This window comes from bacterium, assembly GCA_035371905.1.
In the GTDB taxonomy this organism is placed as follows: domain Bacteria; phylum Ratteibacteria; class UBA8468; order B48-G9; family JAFGKM01; genus JAMWDI01.
The window spans coordinates 1-13418 of record DAORXQ010000049.1 but is presented as its reverse complement, the minus strand read 5'-3'; the positions used below and the strand labels follow the sequence as shown (position 1 = coordinate 13418).

12 protein-coding genes and 1 tRNA gene are annotated in these 13418 nt (G+C 30.4%); 1 reads left to right on the top strand and 12 read right to left on the bottom strand.

The window, feature by feature from the left end:
- The 4 genes from PKV21_06265 to PKV21_06250 form a co-directional block, all read right to left on the bottom strand.
- On the bottom strand, positions 1 to 376 hold a 376-nt coding region (locus PKV21_06265), incomplete at its 3' end, for a hypothetical protein (GenBank protein HOM27093.1).
- Positions 377 to 388: 12 nt separating this feature from the next.
- A complete protein-coding gene (locus PKV21_06260; protein ID HOM27092.1) occupies positions 389 to 1786 on the bottom strand; it encodes a hypothetical protein in 1398 nt (465 codons plus the stop codon).
- Between the two features lie 11 nt (positions 1787 to 1797).
- Entirely contained in the window at positions 1798 to 2583 is a 786-nt protein-coding gene (locus PKV21_06255) for a type II secretion system protein (protein HOM27091.1), read from the bottom strand.
- A 5-nt stretch (positions 2584 to 2588) separates the two neighbouring features.
- Positions 2589 to 3233, bottom strand: a complete 645-nt coding sequence (locus PKV21_06250) for a GntR family transcriptional regulator (GenBank protein HOM27090.1) — start codon at positions 3231 to 3233, stop codon at positions 2589 to 2591.
- Between the two features lie 185 nt (positions 3234 to 3418).
- On the opposite strand from PKV21_06250, the gene PKV21_06245 reads away from it, so the two are divergent.
- Positions 3419 to 3685, top strand: a complete 267-nt coding sequence (locus tag PKV21_06245; GenBank protein HOM27089.1) for a hypothetical protein — start codon at positions 3419 to 3421, stop codon at positions 3683 to 3685.
- 397 nt (positions 3686 to 4082) lie between these two features.
- Here the strand turns inward: PKV21_06245 and PKV21_06240 are convergent.
- From PKV21_06240 to PKV21_06205, 8 genes are all read right to left on the bottom strand, one after another.
- Positions 4083 to 4155 (bottom strand) — tRNA-Val (locus PKV21_06240).
- Positions 4146 to 5180 (bottom strand): S-methyl-5-thioribose-1-phosphate isomerase, encoded by a 1035-nt coding sequence (mtnA, locus tag PKV21_06235; GenBank protein HOM27088.1) that lies wholly within the window; start codon positions 5178 to 5180, stop codon positions 4146 to 4148. The genes PKV21_06240 and mtnA overlap by 10 nt, the downstream gene beginning before the upstream one ends.
- A 2-nt stretch (positions 5181 to 5182) precedes the next feature.
- Positions 5183 to 8623 (bottom strand): DNA polymerase III subunit alpha, encoded by a 3441-nt coding sequence (locus tag PKV21_06230; protein HOM27087.1) that lies wholly within the window; start codon positions 8621 to 8623, stop codon positions 5183 to 5185.
- A complete protein-coding gene (locus PKV21_06225; protein ID HOM27086.1) occupies positions 8620 to 9780 on the bottom strand; it encodes a GuaB3 family IMP dehydrogenase-related protein in 1161 nt (386 codons plus the stop codon). Before PKV21_06225 ends, PKV21_06230 begins: the two co-directional genes overlap by 4 nt.
- A 117-nt stretch (positions 9781 to 9897) precedes the next feature.
- Complete coding sequence (gene rsmA / locus PKV21_06220) at positions 9898 to 10770, bottom strand: 16S rRNA (adenine(1518)-N(6)/adenine(1519)-N(6))-dimethyltransferase RsmA (protein HOM27085.1); 873 nt, start codon at positions 10768 to 10770, stop codon at positions 9898 to 9900.
- A 1-nt stretch (position 10771) separates the two neighbouring features.
- Positions 10772 to 11737, bottom strand: a complete 966-nt coding sequence (gene pdxA, locus PKV21_06215) for a 4-hydroxythreonine-4-phosphate dehydrogenase PdxA (protein HOM27084.1) — start codon at positions 11735 to 11737, stop codon at positions 10772 to 10774.
- Complete coding sequence (locus tag PKV21_06210; protein HOM27083.1) at positions 11737 to 12531, bottom strand: SurA N-terminal domain-containing protein; 795 nt, start codon at positions 12529 to 12531, stop codon at positions 11737 to 11739. The genes pdxA and PKV21_06210 overlap by 1 nt, the downstream gene beginning before the upstream one ends.
- Positions 12528 to 13418 (bottom strand): peptidylprolyl isomerase (locus PKV21_06205; GenBank protein HOM27082.1); only part of this gene is annotated, 891 nt, incomplete at its 5' end. The genes PKV21_06205 and PKV21_06210, both read right to left, overlap by 4 nt.

Sequence of the window (13418 nt, the reverse complement as noted above, 5' to 3'; positions counted from 1 at the left end):
ATCTTACTTTTCCCATAACTATGATATCGTATTTACCCTTTAATTTCTCCTCAAGGGCTTTCTCATATTCTTCATTGGTAACAGGAACAGGTTTATAATAACCTGACCAAACTGCAAATTTATCAGGAGTTGCAAGAGGAAAAACAACAAAATTAATATCCATTCTCTGATTTAATTCAACTATTTCCCTGAAACCACCATCTCTTCTTGGTGTAATCCACAAAATATTTATCTCCCCTTTTTTGTAAGGTGAAAGCCATTTTATATGAGGAGTAACAAGGTCTGTTTTTGGTGTAAAATACTGGGTCTGAAAAGAAGAAATATCAGAAAATAAAAAAAATGAAAGAAATAGAAAAATCAAAAAAAACCTTTTCATTTTATCCTCCTTTTATAGAAAATTTTTCTCTCTTTCGTAAGGGAAATAAGGGATTTTAAATTCCCAGTATTTTTTAATTTCTTTTTCACTACCTGCCATAAGAGAATAAATTGTTGCTTCTTTTGCTTTTATTTTAAATCTTATCTCTCTGTTTAAAAGTTTTGATTTATCCGGATTCCCTTTCCATTTACACTTATGATAAAGTGAATCTCCAACCAGTGGAACTGAGTTTTCAATCTCAAATCCAGAAATTGATTTCCCTGATAAATCAGTAATTTCAACATTTACATACCCTTTAATCTTTGCATTTATAAAAAATTCTCCTTTTTCTGTCCAAAAAGGTCTTGTTATTAAAAAACCTTCCTCTTTTGCATCTATTCCAACAAATCTGTCCACTTTTACACTTGCAAATCCAATTCCACATCTTGGTTCTGGTCTATCCCATTCTTTCAAACTTTTTCCATGTGTTGCTCTTGTTCCAACATAATAAAACCTTATTTCATCTTCAAGAAAAACAGGTGCACTTGCTGGTTGAATCTGTCCACAATCCCAATCATCTTCTTTCCCTCTTTCAATCCATGGTCTATTCTTTTCTATTCTGTGCCATGCATAACCTGTTCTCGTATAGGTAAGTTCCGGCTCCTGATATCCTTCCATTTTCCAGAATCCAAAATCATTTTTGTCTGTATGATATATCCATAAAGTCCCAATTTCATATTCTCCATAAGGAAAAGCACCCATCCCATAAAACTGTATCTGTGGTGGGTCTTCAGGTGATTGGTCTATAACTATTTTTGCTTCAGACCAGTTAATAAAATCCCACGATTCAGACCTTGCTATCCTTCTATCTCCAAGGACTGGACGATGATATGCAACATATTTACCTGAAGGTAGCCTTAAAAGAGACATCGGACAATCAGGATTTGTTCCTATAACAGGATTTTTTTGAGCAGGAAGCCAGTGAATTCCATCTTTACTGTGAAAAATAGAAATACATCCGGAAGGATGAGCACCACATATCAGTTTATATTTCCAGTTTTCTCTCTCCTCTTTTTCATCGTAAATAATACTTGCTCCATGTGGTTCTCTATCAAAAACAAAATGTGTATTTTTATTATTTATTTTAATCGCATCTTTCTCAATCCTTTCCCATTTTATTCCATCTTCACTTTCAGCATAACCAAGTGCAAGAATTCCTTTATCCTTAATTATTGTTGTATACCAGGTCTGCCATAATCCATCAGGTCTTCTTATAACAGAACCATAATAAGAAATCCAGTTTTCTTCAAGAGGATGGCCCGAAACAAAAATAGGATTACCTTTAAATTTCTCAGGTCTTTCAATCTTCCTTTCAAATCCTTCTATTACTTCTATGTGTCTATAATCAAAAAAAAGTATTTTAACGAGCAATTTTCTTCCTTTTACTTTAAATCATTTGCTGTTAAAGTCCAGAAACTCTCTGTTCCATAGGAATTGCACCGATATTTATAAAGGAGTTTATGATCTTGATCATTTATCCATTTTACAGAGCCATCAAAAAACAAAACATTTAATCCCATTGGCAATCTATCTCTTCCTGAATGACTGTATCCTTCAGAACTCGCACCGGGTGGATTTCCATAATTCCAGGCATAATAACCCAGAGAATCAGCAACCCAAATATATCCCTTTTTAGCACATATATCAACCTTCGCTTTTGTTTCTTTATATGTATTTGCATCTGAATATGGTCTTAAATTTCTTGCATAATTATTGTAAACCTTATTGTTGGAAGTAATATTTGGATACTCAAACCATTGGTACATCCATCCTTTATGATAATATTTTCTCACCCAGTAAAAATATCTTGGAACACTCGGACAGAGAAGAAACATAGGGTCTGGTAAATATCTTCCTCTTCCTGTCTGTCTCCATCCAATACACAAAATCCCAAGTCCAACATATCCAGGGTGAGTTGCATTTTCCAGTCTCCATATTGTTGGGCATTCACAGGTCCATGTTGGAATTCCACCAACAGGTATAAACCCATCATAATCCTGAGCATAAATATGTGTTGCAAGTCCAATTTGTTTTAAGTTGTTCATACAGGTAACCCTTCTTGCATTTTCTCTTGCTCTTGCCAGTACAGGAAGTAACATCCCTGCAAGTATCGCTATTATCGCCACTACAACCAAAAGCTCTATCAATGTAAATCCTTTTCTTCTCATTTTCCTCACCTCCTTTTTTCAAAATTTTTCAATGTATAATTCTTTATCCATAAGATATGATTTTTTATTGTTTCAGATGCAATTTCATGGTCTTTTTTTATCAGTGCTTTTAAAATTCTATTATGTGAATATGGATTAGGGTCTATTCTGTATTTCTGGTCTTTTTTAGGCAAAGAAAAGAAAAAAGAAAATACATTCAATTTTTTTACTAGATAATTTAAATACCAGTTACCAGAAAGTTCAACTATTTTTTCATGAAATAATTGATCAATCTTTTTGGCTTCCAACCATTTGCCTTCTTTCCTTGCTTTATTATAATTTCTTACATACTCTCTTAATTTTTTTATATTTTCTTCTTTTAAATTTTTAATCGCTTCCTTTATTGCATATTCCTCAAGTATTATTCTTACATCATAAACTTTTTTAATATCTTCTTTTGAAAATTTTCTTATTTTTATCCCTCTGTTTCTCCTTACACTTATTAATCCTTCATTCTCAAGTGATTTTAAAACTTCTCTAACAGGAGTTCTGCTTATTTTAAAATATGATGCAATTTTTTCCTCTGTTATTTTTTCTTTACCATTCTCCCTGAAGTTGGTGAGCAGATACTCTATAATCTTTTCTTTTAACTCTTTTGCTTTTGTCCTCATTTCTTAATATGTACACATATTTTGCCAACTTGTATACATATTCTACCTATATCTTTAAAATTTGTCAAGTTTTCGAATTGCCTCATTAAAAATCTAAGCGAAAATGATTCGTTGCCTTATTAAAAAAATCTAATTGAAATTATACCTCGCCTCCTGGAAAATAAGAAGAAAAAGGAGGTGAGAAAATGAGGAAGGAGTTAGAAATGAAAGTAAGGAAAGCGATAAGCAAGACAATATATAATAACCCAAAGACACCTTATCAAAGAGTTATGGAATGTGAAAATATAGACGAAAAAACGAAAAAGAAATTGAAAGAGGTATATGAAAGTTTAAATCCAGTTGAGATAAAGAAAAAATTGATAGAACTTGAGGATAAATTGTTTGAGATGGTAAGGAGAAAAAGATTGAAAGAAAAAGGAGAAAAAATTGAAAAAGAAGAAATTTTCGCTTAGAATTTTATGTGAGGCATCGTATATAAATTTTACTTAGATTCTTATATGAGGCAAAAGGCTACGGTTCTTTCTTAAAGGGGTTTAAATCCCTTTAAAATCCCCAAAAGGTATCAACTCCCCTAAATGGGTGGCTCACCATCTCGCCACCCGTGCTAATCGGTGCTCCTTATTCGTCGCACCAGCACCCCCTCAATCTTTGAGGGTTTAAGGTAATTATAACTTGTTCTGGGCAAAAGACGTCAGAAAAAACACTTGGAATTTTTCAAATTCCAGTGTTTTATACCTGTAGTTGAGCAAGTATTTACTCTTTTATTATACTCTTCTTTAAAAAATTCTGTAAAATCCGATAAATTATTGTATATCTTTTTCAATTATTCAAGAAAGTTTTTTAATAATGTGGGCGGTACAGGACTTGAACCTGTGGCCTCTTCCTTGTGAAGGAAGCGCTCTAACCACTGAGCTAACCGCCCAGATTTTTTATTTCCTCTGGTTTAAAAATCCCTCTTTCAGTTAGGAAACCTGTTATTAAATATGCAGGTGTTACATCAAAAGCAGGATTGAAAACATTAGAATTTAAAGGACATATATACTTCCCATTAATTTTTTTAACCTCATTTTCATTTCTTTCTTCAATTGGTATTTCACTTCCATCTTCTATATTAAAATCAAAAGTTGAAAAAGGCGCTGCAATATAAAATGGAATCTTATGGTAATTTGCCAGAACCGCAAGGGAATATGTACCTATTTTATTTGCTGTATCACCATTTTTTGCAATTCTATCCGCTCCAACAATTACAATATCTATTTTACCCTTTTTCATCAAATATCCAGCCATATTATCACAAATAAGAGTATAGGAAATTTTATTCTTTTCAAGTTCCCATGCTGTTAATCTTGCTCCCTGAAGAACAGGCCTTGTTTCATCAACATATACATGGATTTTTTTACCTTTCTGATGCGCCACAAAAACAGGAGCAAGAGCAGTTCCAAAACCACTTGTTGCAAGTCCTCCAGCATTACAATGTGTTAAAATATTCATACCATTTTTTATAATTTTATTTCCGTATTCACCAATTTTATAACAGGCATTTAAATCTTCTTCATAAATACTTTCCACTTCTTCAAGCAATCTTTCAAACAGTTCTTCTTTATCTTTTATACTTTTATCATCAACTATTCTTTCCATTCTATTTAAGGCATAAAAAAGATTATAGGCAGTTGGTCTTGAACTTTTTAAGAAATTAATATCTTTTTTTATTTTTTCTTTTATTTTTTCAAAAGACAATTTTTTATTTTCAAGGAAGGAAACAATCACTCCATAAGCAGAAACACATCCAATTAAAGGTGCTCCTCTTATTTTTAATTCTCTTATTGCTCTGTAAACTTTTTTCACATTATCAAGTTTTAAAACAATCTCTTTCCCTGGAAGAATTCTCTGGTCAATTATATAAAGTCCGTTTTTCCACCAGAATGGTTTTACGGGTATTTTTTCCATTTTTATATTCCAGGATGTAAACAGTCCTCTCCAATAACTTTTTTTAATTCTTCAATAAATTCTTCATTCAAATCTATTCCAAAGTTTCTCGGTTTAATTTTAATCTTTTTATTATCATTTGTAATTATGTTTATAAAAACAGGACAGTCCCCTCTAAATCTTAAAAATAAATCCTTTACTTTTTCAAATTTATCATCTCCCAGAGGTATTTTAAGGTCAATTTCAACTTTCCTTAAAAATTTTTCTTTAACATTATTTATAGTGGCAACATCATCAACTATAATTTTAATTTCATCCTGGTCTTTCTTCAATTTTCCTTTAACAAAAATAATATTATTTGCTCTTATAAACTGCGAAAACTCTGCAAAAACATTTGGATAGAAAAGCCCTTTTATTTTTCCATCTATATTTTCTATTTCACCTATTGCCATTTTTTCTGCCTTTTTCTTTGTTGTTGTTCTTTTAATATCCGTAAGAATGCCTCCCCAGATAACTGTTTCTCCATCTTTAATCTTTTCAATCTGTGAAAATGGCATTGAATAAAGTTTTATCAGAGCAACGTATTTCTCAATAGGATGTCCTGTAAGATATACACCAAGCATTTCTTTTTCATAAGACAGAAGTTTTGTTTGTGGCCATTCTGGTAAGGACTTGATTGCTTCACCATTTAAAGCAGGTGTTAACTTTTTTATTTCTTTTGATGTAAAAATTTCAACGTGATTTTCATCTTTAAGTTTCTGCATTTTATTTCCGTGTTCAATCGCATCATCTATCATTGCAAAAAGTTGTGAACGATAAATTCCAAGATAATCAAATGCTCCTGATTTAATCAAACTTTCAATTACTTTCTTATTTACACTCCTTAAATTAACTCTTTCACAGAAATCGTAAAGAGAAATAAAATCACCTTCCTTTCTGCTTTCAAGAATTGATTTTATAGCAGCAGAACCGACATTTTTAATTGCAGAAAGTCCAAATATTATATCATTACCGAAAATTTTGAATTTTTCATCGCTTTCACATAGGTCAGGCGGTAAAATCCATATATTCATTCTCTCGCATTCCTCAATATATTCTGCTATTTTGTCCTGATTCCCAATTTCACTGTTTAAAAGGGCTGTCATAAATTCAAGAGGATAATTTGCTTTTAAGTATGCTGTTTGATATGAAATTAAAGCATAACCAGCACTGTGTGATTTATTAAATCCATAGCCAGCAAAATTTGATATATTTTCAAATATTTTTTCTGCAATTTCTTTTTTTACACCGTTGGAAACTGCTCCTTTAACAAATTTCTCCCTCATTTTCTCCATTTCAGAGGGAATTTTCTTACCCATCGCTTTTCTTAAAACATCTGCTTCTCCCATTGAGAAGTTTGCGAGTTTATTTGCTATCTGCATTACCTGTTCCTGATATAGTATTACTCCATAAGTTGGACTTAAAATTTCTTCAAGAATCTCATGGTCATATTTAATTTTTGATGGGTCCTTTTTTCTTTCAATATATTCTCTGACCATACCGCTTTTCATTGGACCCGGTCTGTATAAAGCCAAAACCGCTATAATATCTTCAAATTTCTGCGGCTGAATTTCTCTCAACAAATTTCGCATCCCTTCACTTTCAAGTTGGAATACACCTATTGTTTCTCCTTTTGACAGTAATTGATATGTTTTCTCATCATCAAAAGGGAATTCTTTAATTTCAATCCCTTTTCTCTCTTTTATTAAATTCAGTGTGTCTTCTATAACTGAAAGTGTTTTAAGTCCGAGTATATCTATTTTTAAAAGCCCAATTTTCTCTATACATTCAAATTCATATTGAGTTGCAATTTCACCATTTTGACCTTTAAATAAGGGAACATACTCACTTACATCCCTTTCAGTTATTACAATACCTGCAGGATGTATGGATGAATGCCTTGCAAGTCCTTCAAGTTTTACTGAAATGTCAAATAACTGTTTTATCTTTTCATCACTTTCTTTAAGGGATTTTAATTCTGGATTTTCATTCAGTTCCTGTTTCAGTGTTTCATGTTCATGGGTAATAAGTTTTGAAATTCTATCCGCTTCTGTAAATGTAAAATTCAAAACCCTGCCAACATCTTTAACAACCGCTCTCGCCTGCATTGTACCATAAGTTCCTATCTGACACACATTATTCTCTCCATATTTTTTCTTGATATAATCAATAACTTCTTCCCTTCTTCTATCACAGAAATCAATATCTATATCCGGTAAACTTATTCTCTCGGGATTTAAAAATCTTTCAAAAATAAGGTTGTAAGAAATTGGATTTATTTGAGTTATATCAAGTAAATAAGCGATTAAACTTCCTGCAGCAGAACCCCTTCCCGGACCAACTCTTATCCCCTTACTTTTTGCATAATTTACAAAATCATTTATTATTAAAAAGTATCCGGAAAATCCCATCTGTTTTATAATTTTAAACTCATAAGATACTCTTTTAAGAATTTCGTTATCACTTTTTCCTTCAAGATTATCTACTTCAATTCCAAATTTTTCCTTTAAACCCTTTTTAATCAGTTCTTCAAGAAACTCATCAACCGTTTTATTTGAAGGTGGAGTAAATTTTGGAAGGTGATATTTCCCAAAATCAAAGGTCAGATTACATTTTTCACTTATTTCTAATGTTGTATCAATTGCCTCTGGAATTTCTTTAAATGTTTCTATCATTTCTTCAGGTTTTTTAAAATATATCTGGTCTGTTTGAAATTTGAATCTATTCGGGTCATCTATTTTTGTCCTTGTCTGAATGCATAAAAGAATTTCATGTGCAAGTTTATCATTTTTATAAATATAATGACAATCATTTGTAGCAACAAGTTTAATCCCTGTCTTTTTACTCAATTCAATTAAAAGTGTTACAATTTTTTTCTCTTCCTCCATATTTAAAAGCATAACTTCAATATAAAAATTATCTTTTCCAAAGATTTCAGAATAAATTCCCGCAGTTTCAATTGCTTTCTGAAAATCATCGTTTCTTAAATACCATGCTATCTCTCCCTGAAGACATCCTGAAAGTCCTATAAGTCCCTTAGAATATTGAGATAAAACCTCTTTATCTATCCTTGGTTTATAATAAATACCTTCAAGATAAGAAATGGTTGAGAGTTTCATTAAATTTTTATAACCATCTTTATCTTTTGCAAGTAAGGTTAAATGAAATGATGATCTCTGTTCATCTGTTTTTCTATCAAATCGCGACTTTGGAGCAACATACATTTCACTTCCAATTATGGGTTTAATACCACTCTCAATACAACTTGAATAAAACTTTATAATACCTGCCATTGTTCCATGGTCTGTAATTGGCAGAGAATTCATTCCATATTTATGAGCGAGAGGAACAACTTCTTCAATCCTACACATTCCATCAAGCAAACTGTATTCAGTATGTAAATGAAGATGTACAAACTTTTTCATTTTTCTCTTTGAAGTTTTTTGACTGACTGATATATTTTACCTTCTGTTTTAACACTCGGAGCAATAGCGATTTCAACAAGTTGCATCTCCTTTATATTTTTTGCTCCAAGAGAAGCCATTGAAAGTTTAAGAGCACCCATTAAATTCTGACTTCCATCATCAACTTTGGCAGGTCCAAATAAAATTTCTTTTAAAGTTCCAGTGGTTCCAACTTTTATTCTTGTTCCTCTTGGTAAATTCTCATCACTTGTTGCCATCCCCCAGTGATATCCTTTACCGGGAGATTCAACCGCTTTTACAAAAGCAGAACCAATCATAACAGCATCTGCACCGCAGGCAAATGCCTTACATATATCTCCACTTGTTACCATCCCCCCATCTGTAATAATCGGAACATATCTACCTGTCTTTTTAAAATAAAAATCCCTTGCAGCAGCACAATCAGAAGTTGCAGTTACCTGTGGAACTCCAATTCCAAGAACCTCTCTTGTCGTACAGGCAGCTCCAGGACCTATTCCAATAAGTATTCCAGAAACTCCTGTATCCATAAGTTCAATGGCAACCTCAAAAGTTACACAGTTACCAGCAATGATTGGAACCTTGGCTTTTTTACAGAATGAGTAAAGGTCGAGTGGTTTATATTTTGTTGAAATATGTTTTACAGTCGTTACAGTTGATTGAACAACAAAAATATCAACTCCACTGCTCTGAGCAATTTCAAGATACCTTTCTGCATATTGAGGAATACAACTTACTGCACATATAACTCCACTTTTTTTTATTTCATGTATTCTTTCCTCTATCAAATTTTCTTTAACAGGTTCTTTATAAACATTCTGAATAATTTGAGTTGATTCCTCAGGAGAAGAGGAAATTATTTTTTCAATTACTGAGTAGGGGTCATTATATCTTGTATAGATTCCCATTAAATTTAAAACTGCAATTCCTCCAAATTTCCCAAATAAAACTGCAAATTTAGGGTCAACAACACCATCCATTGCAGCAGCAAAAACAGGAATATCAAGTTTGTAAGAACAGATTTGAGTACTTATATCAACCTCTTCAGGATTTAAAGTAACAGTTCCAGGAACAAGAGAAATATCATCAAAACCATAACAAACGCGCGCTTTCCTATTAATTCCAATCCACATTGCCATTTTCTTTCCTCCTTTTTAAAAGATAAAATTAAAAAGTAAGTTTCAATTATTTCTTTGACAAGTTTTTTTCTGACATGTTTTTTCAACTGACTAATTTATTATACTCCTTTTTATATTTTAAACCAAATTTTTATCCGGTGAATTTTTTATAGATTTTATAATATTAAAAAGTTGAAAGATTTCTTCAGGAGTGAGTTGTTCAACCCTTTTCTGTGGTAAAATTTCATAATTTGAAAGTTCTTTTACAAGCACATCTTTTTCAATTTTAAAAACTCTTTTAACTACATTTGTAAGTTTTTTTCTTCTATAACTGAAAATTAAAGGAAGAAATTCATAAAATTTTTTTTCATTTTCTATTTTTATTCTCGGTTTTTTTAATGGCACAATTTTAACAACAACTGATTCTACTTTGGGTCTTGGATAAAAAACATTTTTATTCAAAAAGTAGCATATTTTTGTATCAGTATAAAAGTAAAGTAATACAGAAATTGGGCAGTACTGTTTACTTCCTGGTTTACCAACAAATCTTTCACCTACTTCTTTCTGGACGGTTAACAGAGCAAGTTTTATTTTTCTGTAAAATTTAAGTATATGAAAAACTATTGGAGAACTTAAATAATATGGGGTATTTCCTATAACTTTAATCTTTCCTTTAAATGAATTCCAGAAATTTTCGTCTGATTTTAAAAAGTCATTTTTAATTAAATGGAAATTTTTATATTCAGAAAAATTTTCTTCAAGGAATTTACAAAAGTCATCATCTATTTCAAAACCATAATATTCCTTTACATTCTCAATTATACCTTCAGTCAAAGAACCAAGTCCAGGACCAATTTCAACAACAGTATCCCTTTTGTTCAGATTTGCAAAAGAAAGTAATTTATCCCTTGCATTTCTGTCAATTAAAAAGTGCTGTCCAAGATTTTTTTTTATATCTATTTTTCCTGTTTCTATCAGTTTTCTTATTTCTTTTAAAATTAAAAATTTCATTTTATTCAAAGCATTTTATAACAAATTTATATGCACTGATAAAACTTTCTGGATTTCCTTTATTCTTATAAGCAATATCAAAAGCAGTTCCATGTCCAGGACTTGTTCTTAAAAGTTTTATACCGGCAGTAAAATTTATAAGTTTTTCAAAATAAAATGTCTTGAGTGGAATAAGTGCCTGGTCGTGATAAATTGCAATTATTAAGTCAAATTTTTTTCTGAAAATTGTATCTGCTGGAAATGGACCTTCTATATTTATCACTTCTTTTTTTATTTTTTCAATTACTGGTTTTAAAATCTCATTTTCTTCTTTACCAAGAACACCATTTTCACCTGCATGAGGATTTAAACCACATACTCCAATTTTTGGATTTTTAATTCTTAATTTTTTTAAAAATTCATATCCAATTTTTATTTTTTCTGTTATATATCTTTCATTCAGATATTTAAAAACATCCTTTAATGGAATATGGGTTGTAAGAAGCAATACCCTGTAATTTTCGGCAATCATTACCATGGCATATTTTCTTTCATTTAATCTTTCTGCAAGCAGTTCAGTATGTCCTGAATAATTATATCCTGCAAGATGCCATGCTTTTTTGGATATAGGAAGCGTTACAATAGCATCAATAATTCTTTTCTTCCAGAGATTTATCCCATCTATAACATACTTAAAAGATGCTTTACCACATATTTTACTGTCAATGCCGACTGGGAAATTTTTGTTTTTTATAATACCTGTACTATAAACATTAAAAAAATCTTCTTTTATGTCTTCCTTTTTTCTTACTTCATTTATATTCAACTCTATCCTTAAATTTTCAATGTTTTTTTCAATAACAGGGATATCGCCAATTATAAGAGGAATAAAATTTTTCAGATTTTTGATTTTTTCATATCCTTTCAACAATATTTCAGGACCTATACCTGCAGGGTCTCCTAATGTTATACCGATAATTTTCTTCATCAGAGAAATTTTACAGGGATTGTTTTCTTAAGTTCTTCAATAAAATTTCTGTATAAAAGTGAATACTTTATTTTAAAAATTCTATCCTTTGCCTCCCTGTATATTTCAAGTTTATCCGCATCTAAATGTGTTTTTTCTTTAAGGTATATAACAATCCATTTTTCTCCAATTTTAAATGGAAAAGAAATTTTTTCTTTCTCCATTTTTGAAATCTTTTCTAAAATTTCTTCTATAATTTCTGAACTTTTGAGTTTTGCTAACTCCATCTCTTTTAAACTTTCCGTATTAAAGTTTCTAACAAATTTTTCTGCATCTTCTTCATTATCAAACCATTTGAAAAAAAACTCATATTCATTGTACTCTTCTTCAATTTTTTTCATCTCATTTGCAATTTCTACAGGAGTGATTTCTATTTTTGAAATAACTTCATTTCTTATAAGTTTTCTTATTTTTAAAGAATTTTCAATTTCTTCCCGAAGTTGTGAAATTTTTATCTGCCTTTCATTTAAATAATTATAAAATTCTTTCAAAGATGGGAAATTTTTTTTAATTCTTTCTATTTCATTCTTTATTTCCTCATCACTAACTTCTATTTTATTTTTTTCTGCCTGATAAAGAAGTAATTTTTCTTCAATCAAAACCTGTAATGCTATTGGATAATCTATTTTATCTCTTTTACTTCTCAAAACTACTTCTTTTTCAAATACTGGCTTATTTCCCACAATAGCAACAATTTTATCTTCTCCAAAAACAGTTAAAACAAATAAAAAGAAAAATATTAAAAATCTTTTCATTTAATTTTCTCCTTTAAAATTTCTATTTTGTTTGGATAGATTATAACTTTACTTTTTTCTTTAAGTTTTTTCATAAGGTTTTCAACTTCTACTTTTTTCTTCTGGGATATAAGTAAATTTTTTATCATAGGAGTTGCTTCTGTAAGTGTTAAAATTCTTTTTTCTGTTCTTCCTGTCAATTTTATTATATGATAGCCCATTTCTGTCTTTATAATATTTGCAAGAATCTCACCCGGTTTCATCTGGGTAATCAAAGAAGACACTTCTGGATTTAATTTATCCACCTCAATCCAGCCAATTTCACCTCTTTTTTCTCTCGTGGGTGCTATTGATTCTGTTTCTGCGATTTTTTCAAATGATTCTCCAAGACGCAATCTATTCAGAATATCATCTGCTTTCTCTTTTGTATCTACGACAATTTCTGAAATCTGAACTCTTTCAGGAATTACAAACTCCTGTAAATGACTGTTGTAATAGTTAGAAATCTCTTCATCAGAAATCTTAATTGTATCTGAAAGAATATCCTCAACAAATACCTGTGTTAAAACCTCCATATAATAATTTTTTATTTTGCTTTCAACTTTTTTTCTCAATTTTCTTTCATATTTTTTAGCATACTGAAAAAGCAAAATCTGATTAACATAGTCATCTATAACACTTTTAGGGTCAACAAAAAAATATTCCTTATAAATTTCAGGAGAACTTTCAATTTTTTCAACTATCTCATCAATTGTAACTTTATATCCATTAACAACCGCAACTGTTTTCCTTTTATCTTTTATTATTAAAAAGACAATTAAACCAAAAATTAAAAGACAGAAAATAACAAGCCCTATAATTCCTTTCCACTTTTTGAAAAACAACTTCATTTTTATTACTTTAATTTT